Raw genomic sequence first — 26,532 nt, forward strand, 5'->3', positions numbered from 1 at the left:
GCCTTCTCTCTAGCGAGGAGTTTCGATGGCCACATGGGCGGCGCCGTCGCCGGGGAACACCGTGGCCAGCAGGTCCACGATCGATCCGGCGTCGACCCGCAGCGGCTTGATGGCGGTGGTGGCGGGCTTCAGCACCGTGGCGATATGGCTCAGATCCGGCCCGATCAGCTTCAGGTAGTCGTTGATCTTGTCGACCAGCGGTCCGATCGGGTCGTCGAAGATCTGCTGGCCCACATACGAGTAGTTCTGGAACGCCCCGATGATGTGCAGCAGCTCCGGCAGCGCGGAGTCGATGTCGCCCGCGGAGGCGCTGAGGGTCGGCGCGCGCCCGTCGAACTTGTCGCCCAGGTTCTGCACGTTCGAGTACAGCCGTGCGATGGCATCGTGCTTGTCGCGCAACAGGTTCGCGGTATCGATCAGGGTGGTGGTCAACTTCGCCACGTCGCCGTCGCGGCCCTCGAATCCGGCCGCCACCGTGGACGCCAGATTCTGCAGCTTGGCCGGATCCAGTTGCGCGGTCAGCGCATCCAGCTTGGCCAGCGCGTCACCGACGGTGGTGGCGATCTTGACCAGCCGGTTGGGGACGATGCTGCCGTCGCGCAGGTACGGGCCCGCGGTGCCGCTGGGCCGGAAGTCCACGAACTGCTCACCGGCCGCCGACAGGTTGCCGATCTGCACCACGCTGTCGACCGGGATCTTGTACTTGGCGTCGTATTCCAGCGTCACCGACAACCCGCGCCCGGTCGCGCCGATATCGCGCACCTTGCCGATTGGCAACCCGCGCAAGGTCACCTGGGAGGTCTTCATCAGACCGCCGGAGCTGTCCAGCAGCACGGTCACGGTGTTGTTCTGGCGGCGCGGGTCCAGGTTGAGCACCCCGACCGCCATGTAGCTGCCGCAGACCAGCGTCAGGATCAGCAGCAGCACCAGCGAAACCGGCCCGGAGAGTGAGAGTTTCATCTAGGGCACCATTCCGATCGAGCGCAGGGTGGTGATCAACTGGTCGGCCTGCACATCGGCGGAGATCTTCTGCACCTTCACATCCGGCGACTGCAGGAAGGGAATGATCTTGTCCCGCAGCAGGGCGTGCAGGGCGTCGAGATCCGAGCCCAGGGTGAGGTCGGCATACCCGGCGGTCACCGCGGTGGGCGCGAGAATCGCGACGATGGAACGGAAGTCGCCGACGTGCGGCAGCAGCAGGTTGCCCGCGTTGCCGGCCAGCGCACCGCCGCTGATGATCAGATTGACCACCGCCAGCAGCACATCCGATAGGCCCGCGGCCCGATCCGGGCCGACGGTGAGGATCCGGTCCAGCGAACCGCGCCCGGCCCCCAGCTTGGCGGTGATCGCCTGCGCCGAGGTGAGGATACGGTTCAAATCGTCGGTGTGCGCGGCCATGTCGCGCAGGGCCGCGCGTCCGGCATTGTTGATCCGGTCCAGCTCGGCCGGATCCGACGGGAACGCCGCGTTCACGTCCACGACCATCTTCTGGATATCGGTCCAGCGCCCGCCGGTGATGATGTTGGACAGCGCCCGCAGAATGTCCTCCACATTCGTGGCGGGAATGGTCTGCGACGCCGGGATCACATCACCGTTGCCCAGGAACGCGGCATCGGAGTTCTTCGGGGCCTCGAGGGCGATGTGGATATCGCCGAGGATGGTGTCCTGCCGCAATTCCGCCGTGGTGGTCTTGGGCAGTTTGGCGTCGGTGTGCAGTTTCACCGTGGCCACCGCGGTGGTGCCGATCAGGTCGATGTGGTCGAGCATGCCGATCTCGACGCCGTCGGCGATCACCTTGGCGCGGTCGGGCAGGTTGAGCACCGAACCGAATTCGATACGCACCGTGTAGGTGTCACCGCTGGGGTAGGTGCCCGGGATCGGAATGTCGGTCGCCTTCACGCCGCACCCGGTCAGCACCAGCGTCGCCGCCGTGATAATCGGTAGCAGTCGGATTACCGTACGTCTCATTTCGCACCCACCTGCGGTAGCTGGGCGGCCAGCGGCGGCAGCGCCGCCAGCAGCGAATCGATATCGCCCTGATGCTGCTGGATCAGCGTGTGCGCCTGCGGCAGTACCGAATCCAGCAGTCCGTAGATCTGACTGTCGTACTTGCCGACATTGCGGGCGATCACCGGCAGGAATTCCACCGCGATATCCACCGCACCGGCGAACTCGGCCGAGAAGTCCCCGATCAACTTCAAGCCGTTGCGCAGATTGTCGAGCACCTGCGCCATATCGGGCCAGTTGGTCACGAACATGGTGGTGAGCTGATCCAGATTGTCGACCAGCCGCCGGAACACGGCGTCCTTCTGGGTGGGATCGCCGATGGCGGCAGAAAGCCGCTGTAGCAATTGATTCCACTGCTGACCGGTACCGTCGATCGCATTGTTGGCGGCGGTCAGTGTGTCGTCGAGCAGCGTGTCCGGCTTACCGCCCGGACCCGTGCCGCCGGTCAGATCCCCCGCCAGTTTGCCCATGGCGTCGAGGGCCTCGCTGATGCCGATCGGCGTCTTGGTGTGGTCGAGCGGAATGCATTTCGACGTGTCGTAGCGCGCCCCGCCGGTGTACGGCTTGGTGAGCTCCACATGCCGATCGGTCACAATGGAACTCGACATGGTGACGGCCTGGATATCGGCCGGGAGTTTCACCGAATCCTTGACGTGCATGGTGACCCGCATACGGTCACCGAGTGCCTCGATCTTCGATACGGTGCCGATCTCGACACCGAGCATGGTCACACTGTTGCCCTCGTAAAGCCCTACGGTGTCGGTGAATTCGGCGCACAGGCTCTGCTTCGGATCGCGGGCGGTGTTCGCCCACGCCACCCCCACCGCACCGGCGGCCACCACCGCGACGGCGACCCCGGCGGCGAGTGCTGTTCTACCCCATCTCATTCAGCACGCCTTGCCTTCGTAGGGAATGCACAACTGGACGCCGGCGGCCGGTGCATCGACCTTCACCTGGTTGCCCAGCAGGCCGTTGAGCTTGGTGATCACATCGCGCAGGCCGTTGATCACGGTGTCGATCTTGTTCGGGTCGTCGACGAGCTTGGAGAACAGCTGCTCGGCCTGGGTGACCGACGGTTCGATGCTGTCGCCGTAGGCCATGATCGGCCGGTCCAGCACCACCAGCAGCCGCTTGACCAGGTTGAACAGGCCCACAATGTCGTTGCGGCGGTTGCCCAGCCGATCGGCGACCCCGCCGAGCTGCTTGACGAAATCCGCCAGCACGGTCTTGTCACCCGCAATGGCGGCGATGTATTCGTCGGAGACGTTGAGCGCGGTATTGAGCTGATCGGTGCGCTGCGCGAGCATGCCGGTCAGGTCGTTGGCATTGCCGATCACGCTGCGCAGCGCGTCCGGCTGGCCCTGCAGGGCCGTGTTCAGCTGCCCGATGGTGTCGCGCATGGTGGAGGCGTCCACCTGGCCGAAGATCGGGGTGCCCTTGTCGAGAATGTCGCTCAGCTCGAACGGCGTGGCGGTGCGGTCGGGGGGAATGTGGCCCGCGCCCAGGTTCTTGTCACCGGCCGGGGCCAGCGCCAGGTAGTGGCCGCCGATCGGGGTCAGCATCTTGACCTCGACCGCCGACCGATCCCCTACCCGCACATCCTGATTCACGGTGAAGGCGACCTCCACGTGATCGCCGACCAGGTCCACGCTGCGGATCTTGCCGACATTGATGCCCGCCACCCGCACCTCGTCACCCGAGCGAGCCCCGCCCGAGATCTTGAAATCGGCGGTGTAGGTGCGCTGCCCGAACGGGATGACATACAGCGCCCCGGCCACCGCCAACGCGATGACGCACACCACGACACCGGCCATGCCCCAACGCAATTGGGTGTTCTGGTCGCCGCGCCCGGCGACGATGTCGCGAATCAGCTCGCCGACATAGGTGATCAAACCTCGCATCAGTTGCACACCACCAGGTTCTGGCTGGACAGGACGGCGCCGACCACCGCGGGCAGCGTCGCCTCACCGTTGGAGCAGGCGATCCGCGGCTTGTAGCCCTGGCCGGGGGTCGACTGGTTGAGGCCGGTCACCAATTGCGGTGTGAGGGCCAGGATCTGGGTGAGCTGATCGGTCTGCGGCACGATGCGCCGCAACAGCCCGTCGATCGGGCCGTAGCCCTGGTCGTAGGCGTCGCGGGTCTGTTCGAGCAGCGGGATCAGCGGGCCCAGCACCGAATTGGCGGTGTCGACCGCGTTGAGCATGGTGTCGGTCTTGGAGGTGAACTGGTGCAGGATGCCCGCGAGCTGTTGCACCAGATCGCCGACGGCTTGGGATTTGCCGCCGATGGCGTCGGCGACTACGCCCAGATTGCGGATCAGCAGCACGATCACCGCCTCGCTGTTCTTGGCATGCCGGGTGAGCGTGTCGACATCGGCGAGCACCGGGCCGATGCCGGAACCGTCGCCCTGGATGACGCGCAGCAGATTGGTGCCCAGCTGGTTGAGCTCGGCGGGATCCAAGGTGTCGAACATCGGCTTGAAACCGTTGAACAGCTTGGACACGTCGAAGCTGGGGATGGTGCGCTCCACCGGAATGGTCGCTCCCGCAGCCAGTTTCGCGCCGCCCGGACCGTCGGTGAGCAATTCCACGTAGCGCTGCCCGATGAGGTTCTGATAGCGCACCGCGGCCTTGGTGTTGTCGTAGACCGGTCGGGTCTTGTCGACGGTGAAGTGCACGCGCGCCTTGGTGCCGCCGTCCAGGTTCACCGCCTCGACCTTGCCGACCGCGACCCCGGACATGCGCACCGAGTCACCGGTGAAAAGCCCGGAGACATCGGTGAACACGGCGTCGTAGGTGACCTTGTCGCCGGGGATCGGGGTGCGCAGCGCGGTCACGATGAACGTCGTGCACGCCGCCACGATCAGCAAGAACACGGTGAGTTTGACGGCGGACTTGGTGATATCGCTCATTTCGTCCCTCCCGCCAGCGAATCCGCCAGGTACGGCATGGTTTTGGCGATCAGCTCGAGTTGCAGCTGCACGTGGCCGTCCACCACCGGCATCGCGTCGTTCATGGCGGCCAGCAGATTCGGGATCCGGTTGTAGGCCGGGGCCACCGAACCGATCGAGACGCTCAGCGGCACCGCCAGATCCAGCACGCCGTCGAGAATCTTCTCCAGGTCGGGGTTGTTCTGCTGCAACAGATTCGAGATCCCGATCAGCACCGCCTGATCCACGCCGGTCGTGGCCTTGTTGGTGCGCGCCCGGTTGTCCGCATCACCGAAGTAGGCGCTCTGCTCGAGCACCGCCAGGATGGCGTGCCCGGCCGAGGGGGTCAGGTCCCGGAACGCGCCGGTCAGGTCCCCGCCGATGCGCAGGTAGTGCGAGAGCGTGTTCTGCTGGCCGTCGGCCAGGGTCTTGGCGGTCTCGAAGAACGACTGCAGCACCGGGCCCAGGCTGGCGGTGTTGTCCAGCAGCAGATCGAAGAGCCGATGCACCGACGCCGAATCCAGCACCTGGGTCAGGCGCGCGGCCCGGCGGAAGACACCGGCCACGGTCGCGTTGGTGGCGTTCTCGCCGATCTGCAGGATGGCGTGTTCCTTCAGCTTGCGACCACCGGTGCCCGGCACCAATTCGATGGCGCTGGAACCGAAGACGTTGGACGAGGTGAAGCGCGCGGTGATGTCGTCGGTGAGCGCGTCGGCCTGCCGCCGCTCGATCTGCAGCGAAATGCGCTGATGCCCATAGCCGATGGTCTGCACCTTCTGGACGGTGCCGATGGCGTAGCCGCGGAACTTCACCTCCGCGCCCGGCGCGAGCCCCTCACCCAGCGTCGACGCGTCCACGGTGACCTCGAAGCGGTCCGCGAAACTCCCACGCGCATAGGAACTCACCACGATCGCCACGACGACCAGCACGACGGCCAGTACCAGTCCACGCACCCGCAGCATCCACGGCCCGGCGCTACGCCCGGAATGATCCTTGAAAATGGCCATGATTCACCCCGAGATCCGGATGCCGACATCCAGGCCCCAGATCACGATCGTCAGGATCATGTCCAGGATGACCACCAGCACCAGGCTGGCGCGAATGGCGCGGCCCGAGGCCCGGCCCACGCCCTCCGGGCCGCCCGAGGCGTAGAAGCCCTGGTAGCCGTGGATGAGAATGATGGCGACCACGAAGATCGTCGCCTTGATCAGTGAGGCGACCACGTCGCCGGGTTGCAGGAAGGCGTCGAAGTAGTGGTAGTAGGTGCCCGAGGACTGCCCGTGCAGCACATTCACCACGGTCGCGCACGACAGGTACGACAGGATCAGGGTCAGCAGGTGCAGCGGCACGATGGTGATGACGCCCGCGATGACACGGGTGGTCACCACGAACGGCATCGGCCGAATGCCGATGGCCTCGAGCGCGTCGATCTCCTCGGCGATGCGCATGGCCCCGATCTCGGCGGTCATGCGGCAACCCGCCTGTGCCGCAAAGCCGATCGCGGCCACCATCGGCGCCATTTCGCGGGTGTTGGCGTAGGCGGAGACGAACCCGGTGAGCGGGCCCATGCCGACCATGTTCAGTGCGGTGAAACCCTCCACGCCGATCGACCCGCCGACCGCGATACCCAGGAACGCCAGCACCGCGACGGTGCCGCCGCCGACGATGATCGCGCCGGAGCCCCAGGTGATGTCGGAGAGGATGAGCATGGTCTGACGCCGGTAGTACTTCAGCGTGTGCGGGATGGCGGCGAGCACGTCGATCACGAAAGTCGCCTGGTGGCCCAGGGATTCGAAGACGGTCATGGGCGCTTGCGCGGTCTGCCCGATTACCCGGCCCGCATGGCCCAGCGGTGTGTATCTGGCCGGTACCTGAGTCATCAGCCCACCTGCGTCGGTATGAACATCGAAACCAGCTGCGTGATAACCAGATTCACGCCGAAGGCCGCGATCACGCCGATCACCACCGCCGCGTTCACGGCATTGGCGACGCCGCGCGGACCGGCCGTGGCCTCGAGGCCGCGCTGACACGACACGATGAGCACGATGATGCCGAAGATGACGGCCTTCACGATGGCCACCCACAGGTCGCTCATCTTGGCGAAGGCCGCGAACGCCGACAGGTAGGAACCCGGTGTGACGCCCTGGAATCCGACCGCGATCACGTAGCCGGTGAACACGCCCATGAAGATGATCAGCATGCACAGCAGCGGCGTGAGCACGATCATGGCCGCCAGCCGCGGGGCCACCAATCGGCGTACGGGATCGATTCCCATGACGCGCAAGGCATCCACCTCGTCGCGAATGGTGCGCGCCCCCAGATCCGAGGCGATGGCCGAACCGGCCGCGCCGCCCAGCAGCAGCGCGGTCACCATCGGCGCGCCCTGGCGGATCACGCCCAAACCGCCGGCCGCACCCGAGACCGAGCTCGCGCCGACCTGCTGGGTCAGGCTCCCCACCTGGACCGCCACGATGACGCCGAACGGAACCGACACCAGCACAGCGGGTATCGCGGTCACGCTGACGATGAACCAGCCCTGCTGTAGCGTGTCACGCCACGGATGGCGCAGCTTGACGATGTCGACGATCAGGTATCGGAACGCGGCGATCGCCAGCTGAATCGTCCGCCCGAATGTCCGCAGTCCCGAAAGTACGAATTCGACGGCCTGTCTCACTAATGGATCCGGCCCTCGAACAGCCTTGTCGACCAATGTTCACCACCCCACAGCCCCACTGATTTGGTCGATGCCGACCGGTCCCTCTGTTGACCGGTTCCGACTGACCGAGACAGTAATACACATTTCGGACTGACGTGTCAGTCTTCACGGAAATATCTGCGGGCTTGACAAGGGTCGTCGATGCGGTGAAAGATGCGCGCGCCGCGCAGATAGCACCTTCTACCAGCGGTTTTCAGCAATGCGTCGGCAAATGCGAAAAGCCGCCAGACCAGTTGGTAGGTCTAGCGGCTTTTCAGATTTAGCGGGCGGTTAGCTCAACTGCTGGCGCGTGACCTCACGACTGTCCGGACAGTTCGAGCAGTGCGGCCAGCGGCCGCGACTCATCGGCGCACACGACCCGATCCACCAGCGCGGCACGGCCGATCAGGTCCCGGGCCGCTCGGAACTCCGCCGGGCGCGCAATGCTCACCACCCCGGTCGCCACACCCTCGCGCACGGCCAGCACGGTCGCATCACCCTCCTCGACGCGACCCCGCACCACCAGCTCGTCCGAGCTCTGAATAGTGCCAGCGAACTGGATGTTTCGGCCATACTGCAGCGACCAGCCCCACGGCACCTCGCCCGGCACCGGCGGCAGTCCGAGCATGGAACGAGCGGCCCCGGCCCCCTGCGCCTGAGCGCTGTTCCAATGCTCGTCCCGCCGGTACTCCCCCGCCACCGCGTCGAATCGGCTCGCCGCGTCCCCGGCCGCGTATACCCCAGCGGCCGAGGTGCGGTAGCCCGAATCCACCCGGATACCGTCCGAAACAGCCAGTCCCGCGGCCTCGGCGAGCCGAGTGTCCGGGACAGATCCGATCGCGACCAGCGCAACGGCCGCATCCCAGCGGGATCCGTCGGCCGCGACCGCGACGACCCCCTCGCCGTCCTGCGCGAGATGACTCAGCCGGACGCCGGTGTGGATGGCGACTCCGTGCTCCGCGTGCAGCGTCCGCACGTACTCGCCCACCACCCCGGGCGCGACCCGCTCCACCGGGACGGCCGCGGCATCGAGCACCGTCACCTCCGCACCGAGTCCCCGAGCGGTTGCCGCGACCTCGCACCCGATGAGCCCCGCCCCGACGATCAACAACGACCCACCGGCTTCGAGCGCCGCGCGCAGCGCCTCGGCATCCGCCCGGCCACGCAGGGCGTGAATGCGCCCGTCGGCACCCATATCACCGAAACCGCCACGAACCGTGGCACTTCCGCCGCCTTGGGCGAGACTCAGCGTGCGCGGGCAGGCGCCCGGGGCGAGCAGCAGACTGTCGTAGCCGATGGCGGTGCCGTCGGCGAGCCAGACCAGGCCGGAGACCGGGTCGATGGCGTCCGCCATCGTGCCCGGCCGCAGGTCGATGTTGTTGGCGTCCCAGAAATCACTGGGCTGCAACAGGGTTCGGCGGTCCTCGACCGAGCCCGCGAGAATCTCCTTGGACACCATCGGGCGGCGGTACGGGAGAACGGGTTCCGCGCCGAGCAGGACGATGTCGCCGGTGTAGCCCTCGGCACGCAGGGTGCGGGCGGCGGTCGCGCCCGCGACGCCCGCGCCGACGATGACGATGCGGCCGGTCACGCGCGGCTGACCTCGACCATGTCGAAGTCGCTCTTGGCGGCACCGCAATCCGGGCAGGACCAGTCCTCGGGGATGTCGGCCCAGCGGGTGCCCGGCGCGATGCCGTCCTCGGGCCAGCCCAGGGCCTCGTCGTATTCGAAGCCGCACTGCACGCACTGGAAGAGTTTGTAGTCGGTGGTCATGGCAGGTCCTGTCTAGGTGGTTTCGAAGTCGAGTTTTTCGCGGACGCCGCAGTCGGGGCAGCACCAGTCGTCGGGGACGGCGGTCCAGGCGGTGCCGGGCGGAAATCCTTCGCGGGGAGCGCCTTTCGACTCGTCGTAGACGTAGTCGCAGACCGGGCAGCGGTAGGCGGCCATCACGCCACCCCGTACTTCGCCAGCACGCGCGCACGCTTGCGGGGCTGGATGTTCACGCGGGTGATGTCGCCCGAATAGTGCTCCAGCACGCGGTGATCCATCACCCGGCGCCACAGTGGCGGGAAGTACGCCAGCGAGATCATGCTCGCGTAGCCGCTCGGGAGGTTCGGCGCGCCGTCCATGCTGCGCAGGATCTGGTAGCGGCGTGTGGGATTCGCGTGATGATCGCTGTGCCGCTGCAAGTGGTAGAGGAAGATGTTCGTGACGATGTGGTCGGAGTTCCAGCTGTGCTCCGGTGTGCAGCGCTCGTAGCGGCCGGTGGCGGTCTTCTGCCGCATCAGCCCGTAGTGCTCGAGGTAGTTGACCGTCTCGAGGAGGGTGAAACCGTAGATCGCCTGGATCACCAGCCACGGCAGGATCGACGGGCCGAACGCCGCGACCAGCGCGCCCCACAGCACCAGCGTCATCAGCCACGCGTTGAGGACGTCATTGCGAATCGTCCACGGCCGCTTGCCGAGTCGCTCGAGCCGCTTGGCCTCGAGCTCCCACGACGAGCGCAGGCTGCCCCACACGCTGCGCGGCAGGAATGCCCAGAAGGTCTCGGCGAAGCGGGCGCTGGCCGGGTCCTCGGGGGTGGCGACGCGCACGTGGTGGCCGCGGTTGTGCTCGATGTAGAAGTGCCCGTAGAACGTCTGGGCCAGCGTGATTTTCGAGAGCCAGCGCTCCAGTTCGTCCTTCTTGTGGCCGAGTTCGTGCGCGGTATTGATGCCGACGCCGCCCATCACGCCCATGCTCAGCGCCAGCCCGAGCTTGGAGACGACGCCCAGGCCGCCGTCGATGCCCAGCCAAGACAGGTCGCTCGCCGTCCACAGGTAGCAGGCCGCGGTGAGGCTCAGCAGCTGGAAGGGGATGTAGGCGTAGGTGCAGTAGCGGTAGTACTTGTCGTTCTCGAGGTACTCCATCACCTCGTCGGGCGGGTTCTGCCCGTCGGGTCCGAAGAACCGGTCGAGAACCGGCAGCAGGCCGTAGACCAGCAGCGGGCCGATCCACCACCAGACCGGAGCGACCGCCGAGAGGCCGAGTTCGTTGAATGCCCAGATCAGGGCGACGGCCAGGAACAGGGCGGTCGGCGGGATCAGGCCGAACAACCACAGATACCGCTTGCGATCACGCCACGGCGCGGCCGGTACCTCTCCGCTGCGTATGACCCGGGAACGAGACGTCGTCATTGCCGTACTCCTAGCATTTACACTTTCCGAAGAACTGTATTCATTAGATACACAGTGACGTAGTCTGTCAATGACGGGACGAAAGGCGAGCTCATGTACGATCGGGGCGTGGTTGAAGCGCCGAACTTCCAGAACGAGATGCGGCAACTGTTGCGCGAGCGGATCGTCGACGCCGGACGCCGCATCGTTGTCACCGAAGGCTGGGGCGCGGTGAACATGTCCCGGCTGGCCAAAGAGGTGGGCGTAAGCCGCCCGGTGCTCTACAAGGAGTTCGGCAACAAGCACGAGCTGGCCGAAGTGGTGATCCGCCAGGAGGTCGACACGTTCCTGGGCGGCGTCGCCGAGAGCCTGGCCGCCCATCCGGCGGATGCGGTAGCGGGCTTTACAGCGGCGGTGGAATTCACGCTGCGAACGGGCGCCGACAACACTTTGCTCAAGGCGGTGCTGGCCGGGCGGTCGGCGACCGACACCGCCCTGCTGCCGGTGCTGATGACCGAGACCGAGCCCGTGCTCGGGCGCGCGATCAGCGCCCTGACCGCCGCCATTCGCGCGCAGTACGGGCTCGCCGAGCTGGACGATGCCGGACTGGCCTCGATGACCGAGGTGCTGGTCCGGCTCGCCCTGAGTCATCTGTTCCAGCCGACCGGGCCCGTGGATCGGGCGGTCGAGCAGATCCGGCTGGTGATCTCGGCGACGTTCGGCGCGGCCCTGGGGTCGATATCAGCCGCGCCGCAACGGGATTAGCTCACTGCAGTCTGGCGGCGAGCCGGGTCGCGTTCATGTAGGCGATGGCCTCGATGCTGATCATCGGGTTCACGCCCGAGGCGGTCGGGAAGCAGGAGCCGTCGGCCACCACGATATTCGGCACATCCCAGGTGACACCGTCGGGATTGGTCGCCGAATCCGCAGCCGAGCCGCCCATGCGCGCGGAGCCCATGATGTGCAACGCGCCCATGGAACACCGGCCCGGCGCGTACCCGGCCTCGGCGGCCCGCTGCGCGAATTCCTCGTGCGATCCGCTCACGCCCGGCTCGTAACCGACCCCGGCCTGATGACCGGAGAAGATCTTCTGCGCGCCCGCCGCCTCCAGAATGCTTGCGGCATTGACGATTCCGGTATGCATGTGGGCGGCGTCGCGGGCGGCGAGGCGATAATGCACCACGGCCTCCCCCACCCGATCGGTCTCCACCGAACCATGGTCGCGGTCACGGGTGATGACGCCGACGGCGACGGTGTTGGCCAGCCTCAGCATCTGATCGCGGTGCGCCGCACCGCCGGTCCACGCCTGGAAGCCCACCGACATGCCCGGGGTCATGGGCCCGGTCTCGTAGATGACGCCGTACCCGTTGCCGTCCAGATCCCGGTCCTGCTTGGAGTAGCGGGTCTGCATGCCGCCCTCCCACGGGCGGATGTCCTCGTCGAAGACGCCGAAAACCGCGGTGGCCGGGTGCAATCGGAGGAAGTCGCCGATATTGCGATTGCTCAGACCCGAGCGGCGCAGCAGAGCGGGGGTCTGCACCGCACCGGCCGCGACGACCACCGCACGGGCGCGCACCCACACCGAATGTCCGTCCGCGGTCACGGCTTCCACGCCGGTGGCGCTGCCATTGCTGACCACGATGCGGCGCACGTCGGTGCCCACCAGCAGTCGGGCGCCCGCCTCGGCGGCGTCGGCCAACCAGGTCTTGACCACCGACTGCTTGGCGCCGACGCGGCAGCCGAAACCGCAGCGACCGCATTCGATTCCGGCATCGCAGGCGGCCCCGACGTTGCGCGGCAGCGGTTCGACATGCCAATCCAGTTTGCGCAGACCGCGTTCGAGGATCTCATCGCGATGCGAGGCCGGTGAGTGCTCCTGGTTCACCCCGAGGCGTGCGACGACGGCGTCCAGCGCGTCGGTGTACTCCTGTTCGGCGAACTGCCCGGCACCGAGTCCGGCCCATTCCGCGCGCACGTCGTCGGGGGTGCGGAAGGATGTGGTCCAGTTGACGACGGTGCCGCCGCCGAGCGCGGTCCCCGCCACGAGTCCGAGTTGTCCCTCGGCGGTGGTCGCGGGCCCGGGCGCGTAGAGCCGCAGGAAGCCGTCCTTCTCACCGGTGCCGAAATCCGGGTCGTCGTAGTAGTTCCCGCGTTCCAGCACAACGACTTCCAGCCCGGCCTTGGCGAGGACCGCGGCGGCCGTGCCGCCGCCCGCGCCCGAGCCGATGACGACGACATCGCAGACCACCGTGGTGTCGGCGTCGGGCCGTTCCGGGGTCAGTCCGCGGGACGCGCCCTCGACCGGGCCGAAGGCAGGCGGGATGCCCATCCGATCCCATACCGGGTTGGCGCCGGTCGGTCCGGGCGTCAGATAGTAGGAGGTGACCGCCGCGCCCTTGAGCGCCTGGAACAGTGCCCGCTTCTTCTCCAGCCGGGAGTTGGCCATCCCCAGCAGCCACCGCTCGCGCTGTTCGGGGGTTAAGCGCGAGAACTTCTTGAACCCCGCCCCGTTCAGCGCACCGAAGAGCCGGGTGTCCCAGATCCGCATGAGCAGTTCGAACTGCCGACGTTCCGCCGCGCGGGGATTGCGCCCGAGCAATTCGGTCACGGTATCGACGACGCCCAGCTCGGAGGCAGTCGCGAGGTCACCGCCGTCCCCCGGCGTGAAGCTGTCACAAATCATTCCGAGTGCGGCACGCCCCGCCGCGTTTGAAGCCATGCCGTCATCATGCGCCACACCCTCGACCCTGTCCCACCGATTGCGGTACACCGCCCTCACTTGGTTGCGCGGCAGTGTCCGAGCGAAGGCCGCGATGGGGGTCGAAAGTCCTTCGCAGGTTGGCACAATTCGGCACTTCTCTCGGGGCGTCGTCCGTGCGACAGTGTCTCGGCGACAAGCGCGGCGTTCGGCGGTGTGAGGTGTGGGCATGATGATCACGGTGTGGGTGGTGTTGCCCTATGCGGCCGTGGCGGCGTGCCTCGCGGGCCACGTCTGGCGGTATCGGCACGACGGCTTCCTGGGGTACCTGTACGGCCCGCACATCGATCGGGTGCAGCGGGTCGGGATTCGGGCGGTGCGCGCCGGACTGCCGGTGGTGTTCGTGGTGCGGCTGGTGGAAATGCTTGCCTCCGGACCGCATTCGCGTCCCGAGCACGGTATTCAGGTGCTGCTGGCGGTGGTCCAGGTGATCGCGGTGCCGATCACCATCGCCGGGGTGGCGCTGATCCTGATCCCGCCGCTGATCGCCGCCGACGTCCGGCACCGGGTGACGCCGCTGGATCGCCTCACCCTGCCGTTGACGGCCGCCGCCCTGCTGTCGGCGGTCCTGGTCACCTTCGACGGCGGTTCCACCGACACCCGATTCCGCACCGCCGAAACGCTTTTCGCCTGGGTTCGTTCCCTGGTGGCCATGCATCCCGATCCGCACGTCATGGCGCACGCCCCGGCGGTCTACCAGTTGCGCGGGCTGATCCTGGTCGCGCTGATCGCGCTGTGGCCCTACACCCGGCTGGCCGGGATAATCACCGTCCCGGCCGTGCGGCTACTGCGGCAACTGGTCCCCGCTCCCTATCGGTCCGTGCCGACCGGGTAGCGGCGGGGCAGTAGGGCGGGTCCACCGCTGGTACGGGCACGGCCCGGCCGAACACCGTCGCCTGCACCAGCGCAAAAGGGCCGCGCTCCACTAGAGTCGGTGACCGATTGGTTCGTCCAACACATCCCCTTCGGATGGGAGCCACCGTCATGCACGATGATCGCCGTTTGATCGAGGATCGGCTCGGGCGGGTGCTCGGCGGCCGCATCGTTCCCGCCATCTATCCCGAATCGGTGCCGCTGCGGGCGTCGATGTGGGTGGCGCCGGATGAACCTGTCAGTGTCGCAACGGGTTTGGCCGCGCCACGCACGCCGGTGGAGCCGGGGACCCGGTGGGGTGCGCCGTGGGGCACCAGCTGGCTCACCGTCGAGGGGACGGTGCCGGAGTCGTGGGCGGGCAAGATCGTCGAGGCGATCATCGACCTCGGCTTCGACAGCGGCATGACCGGGTTCCAGTGTGAGGGGCTGGTGTATCGGGCCGACGGGTCACCGGTGAAGGGCCTGCATCCGCAGAACCGGTGGGTGCGGGTGGCCGCCCCCGCGGTCGGCGGTGAGCAGGTGCTGTTGCATGTCGAGGCGGCATCCAATCCGCAGATCCCGTTCTTCGGGCCGACCATGCTCGGCGACAAGACGACGGCGGGCAGCGATCCCCAATACCGTTTGGGCCGCATGGATCTCGTCGTCTTCGACGAGCAGGTGTGGCAGCTGGTGCAGGATCTCGAGGTGCTGGGCGAGCTCATGCACGAGATGCCGGAGGATCCCGCGCGCCGCTACGACATCGTGCGCGCCATCGAACGTGCCCTGGACACCGTCGACCTGAAGAATGTGAACGGGACCGCCGCGGCTGCGCGCGAGTGCCTGACCGAGGTGCTGGCGCGACCGGCCATCGGATCGGCACACCGCATCTCCGCCGTCGGTCACGCGCACATCGACACGGCGTGGCTGTGGCCGCTGCGCGAGACGGTCCGCAAGGTGGCGCGCACCGCCGCCAATATGACCGCGCTGCTGGATGACGAGCCGGACTTCATCTACACCATGTCGCAGGCGGCGCAGTTCGATTTCATCAAACAGCATCGGCCCGAGGTGTATTCGCGGGTCAAGGAGGCGGTTGCGGCGGGCCGTTTCGTCCCGGCGGGCGGCATGTGGGTGGAAGCGGACACCAATATGCCGGGCTCGGAGGCGATGGCGCGGCAGTTCGTGCACGGCAAGCGGTTCTTCCTCGAGGAATTCGGCATCGACAACGAGGAGGCGTGGCTGCCCGACACCTTCGGGTTCGCGGCCGGACTGCCGCAGATCATCAAGGCGGCCGGGTCGAAATGGCTGCTGACGCAGAAGATCTCCTGGAGTCAGACCAATACGTTCCCGCATCACACCTTCCTGTGGGAGGGCATCGACGGCACCCGGATCTTCACCCACTTCCCACCCGTCGACACCTACAACTGCTCCATGCAGGGGCGCGAGATCGCCCATGCGGCACGCAATTTCAAGGAGAAGGGGCGGGCGTCGCGCTCGCTCGCGCCGACCGGGTGGGGTGACGGCGGCGGCGGGACGACCCGCGAGATGGTCGCCAAGGCCGCCCGCATGCGCGACCTGGAGGGCTCCCCGAAGGTGGTGTGGGAGCGGCCCGCCGACTTCTTCCGCGCCGCCGAGGCCGAGTATCCGCAGCCCGCGGTGTGGGTGGGCGAACTGTATCTGGAGTTGCATCGCGCGACCCTGACCAGCCAGGCGCGGACCAAGAACGGCAATCGGCGCAGTGAGCATCTGCTGCGCGAGGCCGAGCTGTGGGCGGCGACCGCGACGGTGCGGACCGGGCTGGAGTACCCGTACGCGGATCTGGACCGGCTGTGGAAAACCGTGCTGCTGCACCAGTTTCACGACATTCTGCCCGGATCATCGATCGCCTGGGTGCATCGGGAAGCCGCTACGACCTACGCGACGGTGGCTGCCGAGTTGTCCTCGCTCATCGAGCGCGCGCAATGGATGCTCGGCGGGCGGGAATCCGGGCCGCACGTGTTCAACCCAGCCCCGCACGCGTGGCGCGGCATCCCCGCCGGGGGCGCGGGACCGGAGGCCGCCGGGCAGCGGTGCTCGGTCACCGAGCGCGCGGGCGGCGGTTTCGTGCTCGCCAACGAACTGCTGCGGGTCGAGGTGGACGGGCGGGGTCTGGTGGTCTCCCTGACGGATCTGGTGCACAACCGTGAGACGCTGCCGCCGGGCGCGGCCGCGAATCTGCTGCAACTGCACCCGGATCTGCCGAACTCGTGGGACGCCTGGGATGTCGACCGGTTCTACCGCAATCGCGTGAACGATCTGACCGACCTGGATTTCCTTGCCGCGGAATCGGATTCACCGGCGGTGGCAGTGCGGCTGACGCGCTCCTTCGGGTCCTCCACCGTCGAGCAGACCCTCACCCTGCGGCCCGGCTCGCCTGCCCTCGAGATCGCGACCACCGTCGACTGGCACGAGACCGAGAAATTCCTCAAACTTGCCTTCCCCCTGGATATTCACGCCGACCGCTACGCCGCCGAAACCCAGTTCGGCCATCTGTATCGGCCGACCCACACCAATACCAGCTGGGAGTGGGCGAAATTCGAGGCGTGCAATCACCGTTTCGTGCATCTGGCCGAGCCCGGCTGGGGCGTGGCCCTCACCAATGACTCGACCTACGGCCACGACCTCACCCGCACCGTCCGCCCCGACGGCGGCACCACCACGACCGTGCGTGCCTCCCTGCTGCGCGCCCCACAATTCCCCGATCCCGACACCGACCACGGCACCCACCGGTTCCACCACGCCCTGATCCCCGGCGCCAGCATCACCGACGCCGTCCGCGAGGGCTACCGCATCAACCTGCCGTCCTTCACCCCCGGCGTCGCCACTCCCGTCGAACCGCTGTTCACCCTCGACAACGACGACATCGTCACCAGCGCGGTCAAACTCGCCGACGACGGCTCCGGCGACGTCATCATCCGCGTCTACGAGGCCGCCGGTGCCCGCACCACCGGCCTGCTAACCCCCGCATTCGACACCACCGCCCACCACACCTGCGACCTGCTGGAGCGCCCGTCCCCCACCGACGCCGCCACCCCCGAAGGCCACCGAATCCGCCTACGCCTCCGCCCTTTCCAACTCCTCACCCTCCGCTTCACCCGCCCCGGCCAGTAGCTCTTCGTAGCGGGTTTCCTTCTCCACCAACATGGCTCGGGCCTGCTGCAGGTGCGCGATGTTCGCATCCAGCACCGCGAGATACTCGCGAATCGTGGCCAGCCGCTCGGGCACGGTGTCCGGGCCCTGACGGGCCAGGTCGGCGAAGCGTTTGATGTCGGCGATCGGCATGCCGGTATCGCGCAGGCACCGCAGCAGGCGCAACCACAGCACCGCCTCCTCGGTATACCGGCGGTGGCCGTGCACGTCCCGCAGGACGGTGTCGCCGAGCAGCCCTTCGGACTCGTAGTAGCGCAGGGTGTGGGCCGTGATGCCGAGGCGCTCGGCGACCTGACTCACGGTGAGCGCCTCAGTCATTGATCGCCCGCAGCTGCCGGTAGGTGTCCTCGCCGAAGACGTAGGCGTCCGGGTCGGCGAGCGGGTTGGCCCGGCGCTGCTCGTCGAGGGCGTCGATCGCGCGCATGTCGGCGATGCTGAGCTCGAAGTCGAACAGGTCGGCGTTCGCGCGCATGTGGGCGGGGGTGGTCGAGCGGGGGATCACCCGCAGGCCGTGCTGCAGGTGCCAGCGCAGGATGATCTGCGCCGGGGTCCGGTCGTGTGCCTGCGCCAGGTCGGTGAGGACCGGGTGGCCCAGCAGCTCGCCGCCTTGCATGAGCGGACTCCAGGACTCGATCTGAATGTCCTGCGCTGCACAGTATTCCCGCATTCCGGCCTGGCTCAACCGGGGGTGCAGCTCGACCTGATTCACCTGCGGGCGCACCCGCGCGCCCGTCAGCAGCTTCTCCAGGCGGGCCTGCGAGAAGTTCGAGACGCCGATGGCGCGCACCAGGCCCGCATCGTACAGATCCTCGAAGGCGCGCCAGGTCTCGGCGATCGACTCGTCGAAGGGCCAGTGGATCAGATACAGGTCCAGATACTCCAGGCCGAGCCGGTCCAGGCTGGCCCGGCAGCTGTCGACGGCGTCCGAATAGCCTTCGCGGCTCACCAGTTTCGTCGTCACGAACAGTTCCGAGCGGTCGAGTCCCGAATCGCGGACGGCCCGGCCGACCCCACGCTCGTTGCCGTACGCGGCGGCGGTGTCCACGCTGCGGTAGCCCGCCGCAAACGCCTCCCCCGCCGCCCGCTCGGCAACCTCGTCCCTCAGCTGCCAAGTCCCGAAACCCAGGGCAGGAAAGGCGATTCCATTGTTCAGAGTCAGCATGCGATCTGTCATCTCGAACCCTCTCGTCGTAACCGCAGCCGACGTTAGAGGTTCGAGTGGACTCTAAGGCAAGTCAGTTGCGTGGATCAGGCCCCGCGGCATCGCCGGTCTGTTCGCCGAGGCGAGCATGGAGCCGGTCGCGGACCTGTTCCGGGGTGTAGGCGCGGCGTTTGCGTTCCGACCGCACGATGACCACTCCGGTCGCGGCGACACCCGCGGCCCCTGCCAAGCCGAGCACCTTCCACCATCGCATGCGCCTAGGCTAGTCCTCGTGCCCCACGAAGCCCTCTCGAGCATCACTCTGGACAAGGCGGTCGAGCTCACCCGCACCGGCGACCTGTGGTTGTTCCGAGGACATTCCGGTGCCGATCGCGCCATCCGCGGCCTCACCAACAGCCCCGTCAACCACGTCGGCATGGCCCTGGTGATCGACGACCTCCCGGCCCTGATCTTCCACGCCGAACTCGGCAAGGCCCTCCCCGACGTGTGGTCGGGCAACCATCATCGCGGCGCCCAACTCCACGACCTCCGAGCCGCCGCCCTACGCTGGGCCAACACCTACGGCCAGCAAGCGTGGCTACGCCAACTGAACCGTCCGGTCACCCCCGAGATGGAGAACGCCGCCCTCCGCGCAGTAGCCCGCCTCGACGGCATGCCCTTCCCCTCCACCAGCGCCCTCGCCGGACGCTGGTTGCGAGGCCGCGTTCCGCTGCCCAACCGACCGAAAGCCCTTCCGACCGAAGCGGATCTGGAAACCGCCTACTGCGCCGAAATCGTCGCCATGACCTACCAGTCCATGGGCCTCCTCCCCCAGAAACGCCTGAACCACTACGACCCCGGCAGCTTCTGGAGCGGCGACCACCTCCGCCTCCTCGACGGCTACGAACTCGGCGGGGAAATCGAGGTCCAGATCCCCGCCGCCTGATCGATCACGCGACTATCTCGAACTTGTCGAGCATCTCGCGGTCGAAGTCGATGCCCAGGCCCGGGCGGTCGGGGATGTGGACGTGGTTGTCGGCGTAGTGGAGTCGGGATTCCGGGGTGAGGAGGAGTTCGAAGTTGTAGATGCCCTTTTCGAGGGCGAAATACTCGACTACCAAGGCGTTGGGGATGGCGCCGCACAGGTGGACGTGGAGGTTGTGGTGCCAGTGGGGGGCCATCTGGAGGCCGAAGGTGGCGGCGGTGTTGGCGATACGGAGCCATTCGGTGACGCCGCCCGCTACTCCGGCGTCGCATTGCAGGACCGGGATGCCCGCTTCGATGAGAGGGCGGAATTCCCAGCGGGTTTGGTGGATCTCGCCGGTGGCGACGGGGGTTCGGATGGTGCGGGAGAGTTCGGCGTGACCGGCGATCGCTTCGGGTGAGAGGGGCTCCTCGAACCACCACAGGGGACGGTCGCCCGCGGCGCGTTCGAAAGCCTCGATGGCGGTGCGGGCTTCGGCGACCGAGCGGTAGGCGTTGTTGGCGTCCAAGGACAGTCGGCCGGTGTCGCCGATCGCGGCGACGGCGGCGGCTACGCGGCGGGCGTCCTCGGCGACCGGCAGGCCACCCACTTTGATCTTGTGGTCGGTGAAGCCCTGCGAGGCGTTGAAATCGATCTCGCGCATCACCGCGTCGGTCCAGGAACCCTCGTCGGGACGGTAGTAGCCGCCGGAGGCGTAGGACGGCAGCGGGTCGGTCGAGCCGCCGAGCAGGCTCACCAGTGGCAGGCTCGCCCGCTTGGCACGCAGGTCCCACAATGCGATATCCAGCGCCGACAGCGCGCGAATAACCGTGCCGCGCCGCCCTTCCAACAGCGTCTCCTGGTACGCCCGCTCCCACAGGCTCGACACGTCGTTCTCGTCCGCGCCCAGATACACCGGCGCGAGCAGACTGTCGGCGGCCAGCTTGGCCAGTGGCCCCGCACCTGTCCCGGCGTAGGTGTAGCCGACACCGGTGTGCCCGTCGGCTTCCACCTCCACCAGCAGGTAGTGGCGAACATTCAACTCGCGGTTGGACATCCGGGTCGGCTTGTCGACGGGGACGGCGACCGCGCGGGTGCGGATCTTGGTGATGCTCACGGGTGGCTCCTCGAGGTCGCGGCGCAGCGCACCGTCTGAACGTTGGCGAATTCGGTGACGCCGTAATGGGATAGCTCGCGGCCATAGCCGCTGGCCTTGACGCCGCCGACGGGCAGGCGCGGATCGGATTCGGAAATGCGGTTCACGAACACCGAACCGGTGTGCAGGCGGCGGGCAATGCGGTCGATGGTGTCGCGGTCGGCGCCCCACAGCGAGCAGCTCAGCCCGTACACCGAGTCCTCGGCCGCGGCGACGGCCGCCTCCTCGGAACTCACCGCGAGCACCGCGCCCAGCGGACCGAACGTCTCCTCCCGGAAGGCGGTCGCGTCGGTGTCGCGCACCTGCACCAGGGTGGGCGGGAACCACGCCCCCGGCCGGTGATCGGCCTTGCCGCCGAACAGGATTCGCGCCCCCGAGGACACCGTCGTATCCAGCTGACGGCGCAATTCGTTGCGCAGGTCGACGCGCGCCATCGGCCCCACATCGGTGCCGGACTCGGTGGGCGCGCCGTACACCAACTTGCCCAGCTCGGTCACCATCGCCTCGACGAAATCGCCGAAGACCCCCCGCTGCACGATGATTCGCTTGGCGGCGATGCAACTCTGCCCGGCATTCAGGAACCGGGAACGCACGGCGGCGGCCGCGGCGGCGGACACATCGGCATCGTCGAGCACGATGAACGGATCCGATCCGCCCAGCTCCAGCACCGACTTCTTCACGGCCCGACCGGCGGTCGCGGCCACCAGCGCACCCACCCGATTGCTGCCGGTGAACGCCACACCCGCGATCACCGGATGCTCGATCAGCGGGGCGACCCGATGCGGCGGCAGCACCACATGGGTGAGCACCCCGTAACCGAAGGTCTCGTCGAACAGCGACTGCAGCACCTTCGCGCACCCGGTGACATTGTCGGCATGCTTGAGCACCACCGCATTGCCGACCGCGATGGCGGGCAGCATCGCCCGAATCACCTGCCAGAACGGGTAATTCCACGGCATGATCGCCAGCAGCACACCCAGCGGGCGCAACCGCACCTCCGCGACATCGGGTGCGACGTCCACCCGTTGCGGGGCGAGCAGTTCGGCCATGGTGTCGGCGTAGAAGTCACACGCCAGCGCGCACTTGTCGATCTCCGCCCAGGACTGGCTGATCGGCTTACCCATCTCCACGGTCATCAGCAGCCCGAGATCTTCGCGGCGCTCCCGCAGCAGCTGCGCGAGGATCCGGAACTCCGCGATCCGATCATCGATCGGGCGTTCGGCATTCATGCGCACCGCGGAGTCGGCACGCCGCAGCCGCAGTTCCAGCTCGCGGTCGGAGGTGAAACGGTAGGTGTCCAGGGTGCGTCCGGTGGTCGGATCGACGGTCCCGATCACAGCAGCACCTCCGCCGCCGCGGTGAGCTGAGCGCCTTCCTGTGTGGAGACGCGATTGCTCAGCCAGTCCTGGAAACGGCGGCCGATGATCACCGGATCCTCCAGCAGCTTGGGCACATTCGTCGCGTTCCCGGCCTCGAGGTGGACGTGCAGCAGCACCGGTCCGGGCAGCTGCGTCACCTCGCGCATCACGGAGTGCAACTCGTCGGGGTCGGCGGCGCGCCGCACCGTCCACCCGCTCGCCTCGGCCAGCAACCCCAGATCGATGTCCTCGGCATAGGTGGGCAGATTCGCGGTGGCCCCGTAGACGGCATTGTCCAGCAGCACCATCACCAGCTTGTCCGGCCGCAGAAACCCGCCCGTGGCAAGCACATTCGGGTTCATCAGTAGTGAGCCGTCGCCTTCGATGACGAGCACCTTCGCCACCGGGGTGTCGTCGAGAGCCATCGCAATGCCGGTCGCGACCGAACCCGCCAGCCCCATGGAGTCCAGCAGATACAGGTGATTGGGCCGGTCCGCCACGGCCGCCAACTCCCGGCTGGAGGCCGCGCAGGTGACCACCACGGGCAGTTCGGCGCTGTGGTCGGCCAGTATTCGCAGGGCGTCGATGCGCTTCACGCTCAGGCCGCCTTTCCGTCGGTGTTCCAGAAGTGGGCCAGCACGATCGCGGGCCGGAAGGTCATGCGCGCGTGCACGCCCGCCTCGGTGACCACCTCTTCCCAGTCCGAAGCCGCACTGCGCCGGTCGATTTCGAAGACCGGCAGCCCGATCTCGCGCAGCAGCGCGGGCGCGTACTGACTGAACGTGTGAATCATCGAGTTGTATTCGCCCAGGCCGCCCCGGGTGTTGGCCACGATCAGCAGCGGCAGATGGTAGGCGATGTTGAAGGTGGTGAGGGCGGTCAGCGCATTGCCGAAACCGTTGTCCTGCATGACGATCGCGCCGAACTTCCCGGCCAGCGGGAGCGCGCCGAGCACGCCCGCCGCCTCCTCCTCGCGGGAGAGCGGGAAGACGGTGCGCGAGCGGCCGGCGCTGCCGCCGCTGGTATCCACGAGCGCGGAGATGACGGGGGCGACGCTGACCGAGGGAACGTATCCGACCAGATCGACCTGCGCCGCCCAGATCCCCCGCGCGATCGATGCCGCATATGAATTGGGGTCCACAGCATGTCCTTTCACAGGGACCAACTGCCGAGTGGCAGTTCAATAACCACTCACAACATACTAATTAGGGTGAGTAGCATGCAACTGATTGATAAAAGTTAACTGAATCCGGCCGAACCTGGCTTGCCGGAGACGCGGTCAGTAGGTGGAGCGCTAGTAGGTGATCTGCTCGCCCTCGGGCACCGAGACCGACACCCAGCGCCGCCATTCGGCCACCAGGCCGCGATCGTTCTCGCTGCTGTGCGCGACCAGCAGATCACCCGAGCGCACCAGATGCTTGCGCATGGCCCGCTCAGCGGCCGCGCCGTCGCGTTTACGCAGCGCGTCGATGATGTCCCAGTGATCGCGCAACGCGGTCTCGACCGGCTGATAGCGCGGAACGCTATGTCGTCCGTCCAGGGTCAGCGTCTGACGCAATTCGCGAACGGTCTTGGCCAGCCGCAGATTTCCGCTCGCGGCCAGGATCAGCTCGTGCAGCCGTTCGTCGGCGGCGAAGTACTCCGCGCCACCGTCGGCCGTGCGCTCCATGATCTGGTACTCGGTCAGCATGGCCTCGTCGTCGCGGCCGGTCATGACCGCGGCCGCACTGCGACACGCGGGCGGCTCCAACAGCACTCGCATGCTGCACAGCTCCACGATGCCGCGCCCGTCCTGCCCGACCACCCGCGCCCCGCGATTGCGCTCGATGCGCACCAGGCCCAGATCGGCAAGCTTGAGCAGCGCCTCGCGCACGGGAGTCCTTGACGCGCCGAACATTTCGCCCAGCTCACGCGAGGAATAGAGCAAACCGCGCTGCAGCCGGCCCTGCCGGATGGCGTCGCGGATCTCCTCGGCGATCACCTCGGCTTTGCTGTCAGCCGGCACATCCTGCGACACGAGACCTCTTCGGGGAGCGAGCAACGACGGACCGCCCGCGGCAGCTGCCACGGGCGATTGCCCAGCTTAGTAGGTGCCCGGTCGAACTCTTACGCGCCCACGCCGGGCGCCGGCTCGGGCAGCGGGGCCCGCCGGGTCCGGGCGCGGCTCGCCAACGCGGCCAGTACCAGGAGTGCACCGATATTCGCGAAGATCATCACGCCCATGGACAGTCCGGTGTCGCCGTGCGTGGCGTCCTGGATCCAGCCGAAGGCGTACGGGCTCACGAAGCCCGCGGCATTGCCCATCGAGTTGATCAGCGCGATACCGCTGGCCGCGCCGACCCCGGCCAGATACGAGGTCGGCACGGCCCAGAACAGCGGTTTCGCGGTCTGCGCGGCCATGGTCGCGACGGTGATGGCCGCGAATGCGATGGTGGGAACGGACAACTCGACCGCGGTCACCACGAACGCCACCACCGAGACCGCCAGCGCGATCAGCACCGGCATCGAGGAGCGCTCATTGCGAATCGCACGGCCGGTCAGGTACATGCACACGGCCGCGAGCAGGAACGGGACCGCCGAGAGCCAGCCGACTTGAAAACTGCTCAGCCCGTGCCCGGCCTTCTTGATCACCGACGGCATCCAGTAGGTCAGCGGATACGCCCCGCACAGCAGCAGGAAGTACGCGACGCACAGGGCGATGACGCGGCGATCCTTGAGCGCGGCCCGGTGCCCGGTCGGCGCGGCGACGGCGCGCTCGGCGTCCTCGGCCGCCAAAAGTCCCGTCAGCCAGGCTTTTTCGCTGTCGTTGAGCCAGCGCGCCTTCTGCGGCGTATCGGTGAGGGTCAAGAAGAACAGCACGCCCAGCACGATGGCGGGCACCCCGCCGACCACGAACACCCACCGCCAGCCCGCCAGCCCCAGCGCCCCGTCGAAGGAATCCAGGATCCAGCCGTTGAGCGGCCCGCCGAGCACGCTGGCCAGTGGGATCGCCACCATGACCGTCGAAATCACCTTGGTGCGCTGGGCATTCGGATACCAGCGGGTCAGATAGACGATGATGCCGGGGAAGAACCCGGCCTCGGCCACGCCGAGCAGGAACCGCAGCACGCACACCGTGGTGAAGTTGGGCGCGAAGGCGGTGGCGGCGGCAATGATGCCCCAGGTCACCAGGATTCGACTCAGCCAGACCCGGGCGCCGACCTTGGTCATGGCGATATTGCTGGGCACCTCGGCCAGGATGTAGCCGACGAAGAAGATGCCCGCCACGAACCCGTACTGGGTCGCACTGAGGCCGAAGGCCTTGTCCATCCCGAACTTCGCGAAGCCGATATTGATCCGGTCGACGTAGCTGACGATGTACCCGATCACCAGTAGCGGCACCAACCGCACGGTGACTTTGCGTAGGACGCTCGAGCCGAACGGCGAATCTTCCGGTCGGACTGCGACTTTGTCCATCTTTCCTCCACATGGACCTCGAACCGGCATGCCCGCTCAGATGTGTGGCATGCCGTAAAGAACGAGTAGCATGCTACTCATTCTGTGACGCGGACCACAAGGGTTTCGAAGAGATGAAGCGGCGCGGACCTGACAATCCGCGCCGCCCCTGGAACTCAACCCCGAGCCGCTGCCAACATGCGTTCCTTGCCGGCTAGGACATGCGCTTCCATCAGCTCGCCCGCGCGCTCGACGTCACCGGCCGCGAGGCAATCCAGGATCTCGGCGTGCTGCGTGTTCGAGATATGCCGGGCTGCAGCGGTTTCCAGGCCGTGGCGGCGGAACAGGTGCAGCTCCTTGGACACCGCGTCGTAGAGCTCGGCCAGGCGCGGATTTCCGGCCAGTGCCATGAGATCCCGATGCAGGTCGACATTGCCGGGGTAGTACTCATCGGTGCTCGCTTCGGCGGCCGTCAGCGCGGCCACCTTGTCCCGCAAGCGGGTCAGATCCGCGGTATCCACCCGGGCGGCGGCCAGCTTGCCCGCCAGCCGGAACAGACCGGCCCGGATGTCGTAGAGCTGCGCGGCTTCCTCGACCGAGATCTCGCGTACGAACATGCCCCGGTTGGTGCGGAATTCGACCAGGCGACTGCGCTCGAGCTGGCGGCACGCCTCGCGCACCGGCCCCCGGCTCACCCCGAGCCGCAGCGCCAGCGAGGACTCGTTGATCCGGTCGCCGCCGGTCAGCACGCCGGAGATGATCATCCGTTCCAGCTCTTCGACGATCAGTTGGGGCAGCGAGTTCGCCTGCCGCTCGGCCAGCCGTTGCTGCAGAGCCGACATCGCCTCGGGTTCCTGAGCCATGACGCCGCAGTATCCCGGATCGAATTGTCAATT

27 protein-coding genes are annotated in these 26,532 nt (G+C 67.3%); 4 read left to right on the plus strand and 23 right to left on the minus strand.

The features are described 5' to 3' along the window. Window positions 1-9: 9 nt before the first annotated feature. The 12 genes from ACYVN4_RS20060 to ACYVN4_RS20115 form a co-directional block, all read right to left on the minus strand. On the minus strand, window positions 10-960 hold the full coding sequence (locus ACYVN4_RS20060; RefSeq protein ID WP_460723303.1) for an MlaD family protein: 951 nt from the start codon (window positions 958-960) through the stop codon (window positions 10-12). Then, window positions 961-1,968, minus strand: coding sequence for an MlaD family protein (locus ACYVN4_RS20065; protein WP_460723305.1), 1,008 nt, complete (start codon window positions 1,966-1,968; stop codon window positions 961-963). Then, entirely contained in the window at window positions 1,965-2,894 is a 930-nt protein-coding gene (locus tag ACYVN4_RS20070; RefSeq protein WP_460723307.1) for an MCE family protein, read from the minus strand. Before ACYVN4_RS20070 ends, ACYVN4_RS20065 begins: the two co-directional genes overlap by 4 nt. Next, complete coding sequence (locus ACYVN4_RS20075) at window positions 2,895-3,908, minus strand: MlaD family protein (RefSeq protein ID WP_460723309.1); 1,014 nt, start codon at window positions 3,906-3,908, stop codon at window positions 2,895-2,897. Continuing rightward, a complete protein-coding gene (locus tag ACYVN4_RS20080; protein WP_460723311.1) occupies window positions 3,908-4,918 on the minus strand; it encodes an MCE family protein in 1,011 nt (336 codons plus the stop codon). The genes ACYVN4_RS20075 and ACYVN4_RS20080 overlap by 1 nt, the downstream gene beginning before the upstream one ends. After that, window positions 4,915-5,943: an MlaD family protein gene (locus ACYVN4_RS20085; protein ID WP_460723313.1), complete on the minus strand. Its 1,029-nt coding sequence runs from the start codon at window positions 5,941-5,943 to the stop codon at window positions 4,915-4,917. Before ACYVN4_RS20085 ends, ACYVN4_RS20080 begins: the two co-directional genes overlap by 4 nt. Before the next feature lie 3 nt (window positions 5,944-5,946). Beyond that, complete coding sequence (locus ACYVN4_RS20090) at window positions 5,947-6,816, minus strand: MlaE family ABC transporter permease (RefSeq protein ID WP_460723315.1); 870 nt, start codon at window positions 6,814-6,816, stop codon at window positions 5,947-5,949. Then, complete coding sequence (locus ACYVN4_RS20095) at window positions 6,816-7,646, minus strand: MlaE family ABC transporter permease (protein WP_460723317.1); 831 nt, start codon at window positions 7,644-7,646, stop codon at window positions 6,816-6,818. Before ACYVN4_RS20095 ends, ACYVN4_RS20090 begins: the two co-directional genes overlap by 1 nt. A 301-nt stretch (window positions 7,647-7,947) precedes the next feature. Next, window positions 7,948-9,222, minus strand: a complete 1,275-nt coding sequence (locus ACYVN4_RS20100; protein ID WP_460723319.1) for an NAD(P)/FAD-dependent oxidoreductase — start codon at window positions 9,220-9,222, stop codon at window positions 7,948-7,950. Then, on the minus strand, window positions 9,219-9,404 hold the full coding sequence (locus ACYVN4_RS20105; RefSeq protein WP_460723321.1) for a rubredoxin: 186 nt from the start codon (window positions 9,402-9,404) through the stop codon (window positions 9,219-9,221). Before ACYVN4_RS20105 ends, ACYVN4_RS20100 begins: the two co-directional genes overlap by 4 nt. Before the next feature lie 12 nt (window positions 9,405-9,416). Then, the gene (locus ACYVN4_RS20110; protein ID WP_460723323.1) at window positions 9,417-9,578 is read right to left on the minus strand and encodes a rubredoxin; all 162 of its coding nucleotides are present in this window, start codon (window positions 9,576-9,578) and stop codon (window positions 9,417-9,419) included. Further along, entirely contained in the window at window positions 9,578-10,807 is a 1,230-nt protein-coding gene (locus ACYVN4_RS20115; RefSeq protein ID WP_460723325.1) for an alkane 1-monooxygenase, read from the minus strand. Before ACYVN4_RS20115 ends, ACYVN4_RS20110 begins: the two co-directional genes overlap by 1 nt. Window positions 10,808-10,915: 108 nt before the next feature. On the opposite strand from ACYVN4_RS20115, the gene ACYVN4_RS20120 reads away from it, so the two are divergent. Then, window positions 10,916-11,551, plus strand: coding sequence for a TetR/AcrR family transcriptional regulator (locus ACYVN4_RS20120; protein WP_460723327.1), 636 nt, complete (start codon window positions 10,916-10,918; stop codon window positions 11,549-11,551). 1 nt (window position 11,552) lies between these two features. Here ACYVN4_RS20120 and ACYVN4_RS20125 read toward each other — a convergent pair whose 3' ends face one another. Further along, window positions 11,553-13,505 carry a GMC family oxidoreductase N-terminal domain-containing protein gene (locus tag ACYVN4_RS20125; RefSeq protein ID WP_460723328.1) on the minus strand — a complete coding sequence of 651 codons (1,953 nt, stop codon included), beginning with the start codon at window positions 13,503-13,505 and terminating at the stop codon, window positions 11,553-11,555. Window positions 13,506-13,713: 208 nt separating this feature from the next. Here ACYVN4_RS20125 and ACYVN4_RS20130 point away from each other — a divergent pair, with 208 nt between their 5' ends. Further along, window positions 13,714-14,379 carry a respiratory nitrate reductase subunit gamma gene (locus ACYVN4_RS20130; RefSeq protein WP_460723330.1) on the plus strand — a complete coding sequence of 222 codons (666 nt, stop codon included), beginning with the start codon at window positions 13,714-13,716 and terminating at the stop codon, window positions 14,377-14,379. A 149-nt stretch (window positions 14,380-14,528) separates the two neighbouring features. After that, window positions 14,529-17,543, plus strand: coding sequence for an alpha-mannosidase (locus tag ACYVN4_RS20135; RefSeq protein WP_460723332.1), 3,015 nt, complete (start codon window positions 14,529-14,531; stop codon window positions 17,541-17,543). Here the strand turns inward: ACYVN4_RS20135 and ACYVN4_RS20140 are convergent. The 3 genes from ACYVN4_RS20140 to ACYVN4_RS20150 form a co-directional block, all read right to left on the minus strand. Continuing rightward, window positions 17,487-17,900: a MerR family transcriptional regulator gene (locus ACYVN4_RS20140; protein ID WP_460723334.1), complete on the minus strand. Its 414-nt coding sequence runs from the start codon at window positions 17,898-17,900 to the stop codon at window positions 17,487-17,489. The genes ACYVN4_RS20135 and ACYVN4_RS20140 overlap by 57 nt on opposite strands. Beyond that, window positions 17,893-18,756, minus strand: coding sequence for an aldo/keto reductase (locus ACYVN4_RS20145; protein ID WP_460723336.1), 864 nt, complete (start codon window positions 18,754-18,756; stop codon window positions 17,893-17,895). The genes ACYVN4_RS20140 and ACYVN4_RS20145 overlap by 8 nt, the downstream gene beginning before the upstream one ends. 61 nt (window positions 18,757-18,817) lie before the next feature. Beyond that, complete coding sequence (locus ACYVN4_RS20150; RefSeq protein ID WP_460723338.1) at window positions 18,818-18,997, minus strand: hypothetical protein; 180 nt, start codon at window positions 18,995-18,997, stop codon at window positions 18,818-18,820. A gap of 18 nt (window positions 18,998-19,015) precedes the next feature. Here ACYVN4_RS20150 and ACYVN4_RS20155 point away from each other — a divergent pair, with 18 nt between their 5' ends. Then, a complete protein-coding gene (locus ACYVN4_RS20155) occupies window positions 19,016-19,669 on the plus strand; it encodes a hypothetical protein (RefSeq protein ID WP_460723340.1) in 654 nt (217 codons plus the stop codon). 4 nt (window positions 19,670-19,673) lie between these two features. Here ACYVN4_RS20155 and ACYVN4_RS20160 read toward each other — a convergent pair whose 3' ends face one another. The 7 genes from ACYVN4_RS20160 to ACYVN4_RS20190 all read right to left on the minus strand — a co-directional run bounded on the left by ACYVN4_RS20160 (window position 19,674) and on the right by ACYVN4_RS20190 (window position 26,499). Beyond that, window positions 19,674-20,804: a mandelate racemase/muconate lactonizing enzyme family protein gene (locus ACYVN4_RS20160; protein WP_460723341.1), complete on the minus strand. Its 1,131-nt coding sequence runs from the start codon at window positions 20,802-20,804 to the stop codon at window positions 19,674-19,676. Beyond that, complete coding sequence (locus tag ACYVN4_RS20165; protein WP_460723343.1) at window positions 20,801-22,180, minus strand: aldehyde dehydrogenase family protein; 1,380 nt, start codon at window positions 22,178-22,180, stop codon at window positions 20,801-20,803. Before ACYVN4_RS20165 ends, ACYVN4_RS20160 begins: the two co-directional genes overlap by 4 nt. Next, the gene (locus ACYVN4_RS20170) at window positions 22,177-22,797 is read right to left on the minus strand and encodes a thiamine pyrophosphate-dependent enzyme (RefSeq protein ID WP_460723345.1); all 621 of its coding nucleotides are present in this window, start codon (window positions 22,795-22,797) and stop codon (window positions 22,177-22,179) included. The genes ACYVN4_RS20165 and ACYVN4_RS20170 overlap by 4 nt, the downstream gene beginning before the upstream one ends. Before the next feature lie 2 nt (window positions 22,798-22,799). After that, window positions 22,800-23,342 (minus strand): thiamine pyrophosphate-binding protein, encoded by a 543-nt coding sequence (locus tag ACYVN4_RS20175; RefSeq protein ID WP_460723347.1) that lies wholly within the window; start codon window positions 23,340-23,342, stop codon window positions 22,800-22,802. 153 nt (window positions 23,343-23,495) lie between these two features. Beyond that, entirely contained in the window at window positions 23,496-24,218 is a 723-nt protein-coding gene (locus ACYVN4_RS20180; RefSeq protein WP_460723349.1) for a GntR family transcriptional regulator, read from the minus strand. 89 nt (window positions 24,219-24,307) lie between these two features. Continuing rightward, entirely contained in the window at window positions 24,308-25,657 is a 1,350-nt protein-coding gene (locus ACYVN4_RS20185) for an MFS transporter (protein ID WP_460723351.1), read from the minus strand. Between the two features lie 155 nt (window positions 25,658-25,812). Then, on the minus strand, window positions 25,813-26,499 hold the full coding sequence (locus ACYVN4_RS20190) for an FCD domain-containing protein (RefSeq protein ID WP_460723353.1): 687 nt from the start codon (window positions 26,497-26,499) through the stop codon (window positions 25,813-25,815). Window positions 26,500-26,532: the final 33 nt, after the last annotated feature.

The organism is Nocardia heshunensis, assembly GCF_054782115.1.

What these genes read in the sequence shown, in the direction of transcription:
- ACYVN4_RS20110 (WP_460723323.1), bottom strand. Translation starts at nt 9,578, where the DNA reads ATGGCCGCCTACCGCTGCCCGGTCTGCGACTACGTCTACGACGAGTCG.
- ACYVN4_RS20150 (WP_460723338.1), bottom strand. Translation starts at nt 18,997, where the DNA reads ATGCGATGGTGGAAGGTGCTCGGCTTGGCAGGGGCCGCGGGTGTCGCC.
- ACYVN4_RS20185 (WP_460723351.1), bottom strand. Translation starts at nt 25,657, where the DNA reads ATGGACAAAGTCGCAGTCCGACCGGAAGATTCGCCGTTCGGCTCGAGC.
- ACYVN4_RS20145 (WP_460723336.1), bottom strand. Translation starts at nt 18,756, where the DNA reads ATGACAGATCGCATGCTGACTCTGAACAATGGAATCGCCTTTCCTGCC.
- ACYVN4_RS20115 (WP_460723325.1), bottom strand. Translation starts at nt 10,807, where the DNA reads ATGACGACGTCTCGTTCCCGGGTCATACGCAGCGGAGAGGTACCGGCC.
- ACYVN4_RS20105 (WP_460723321.1), bottom strand. Translation starts at nt 9,404, where the DNA reads ATGACCACCGACTACAAACTCTTCCAGTGCGTGCAGTGCGGCTTCGAA.
- ACYVN4_RS20070 (WP_460723307.1), bottom strand. Translation starts at nt 2,894, where the DNA reads ATGAGATGGGGTAGAACAGCACTCGCCGCCGGGGTCGCCGTCGCGGTG.
- ACYVN4_RS20065 (WP_460723305.1), bottom strand. Translation starts at nt 1,968, where the DNA reads ATGAGACGTACGGTAATCCGACTGCTACCGATTATCACGGCGGCGACG.
- ACYVN4_RS20085 (WP_460723313.1), bottom strand. Translation starts at nt 5,943, where the DNA reads ATGGCCATTTTCAAGGATCATTCCGGGCGTAGCGCCGGGCCGTGGATG.
- ACYVN4_RS20090 (WP_460723315.1), bottom strand. Translation starts at nt 6,816, where the DNA reads ATGACTCAGGTACCGGCCAGATACACACCGCTGGGCCATGCGGGCCGG.
- ACYVN4_RS20140 (WP_460723334.1), bottom strand. Translation starts at nt 17,900, where the DNA reads ATGACTGAGGCGCTCACCGTGAGTCAGGTCGCCGAGCGCCTCGGCATC.
- ACYVN4_RS20060 (WP_460723303.1), bottom strand. Translation starts at nt 960, where the DNA reads ATGAAACTCTCACTCTCCGGGCCGGTTTCGCTGGTGCTGCTGCTGATC.
- ACYVN4_RS20080 (WP_460723311.1), bottom strand. Translation starts at nt 4,918, where the DNA reads ATGAGCGATATCACCAAGTCCGCCGTCAAACTCACCGTGTTCTTGCTG.
- ACYVN4_RS20130 (WP_460723330.1), top strand. Translation starts at nt 13,714, where the DNA reads ATGATGATCACGGTGTGGGTGGTGTTGCCCTATGCGGCCGTGGCGGCG.
- ACYVN4_RS20135 (WP_460723332.1), top strand. Translation starts at nt 14,529, where the DNA reads ATGCACGATGATCGCCGTTTGATCGAGGATCGGCTCGGGCGGGTGCTC.
- ACYVN4_RS20075 (WP_460723309.1), bottom strand. Translation starts at nt 3,908, where the DNA reads ATGCGAGGTTTGATCACCTATGTCGGCGAGCTGATTCGCGACATCGTC.
- ACYVN4_RS20125 (WP_460723328.1), bottom strand. Translation starts at nt 13,505, where the DNA reads ATGGCTTCAAACGCGGCGGGGCGTGCCGCACTCGGAATGATTTGTGAC.
- ACYVN4_RS20190 (WP_460723353.1), bottom strand. Translation starts at nt 26,499, where the DNA reads ATGGCTCAGGAACCCGAGGCGATGTCGGCTCTGCAGCAACGGCTGGCC.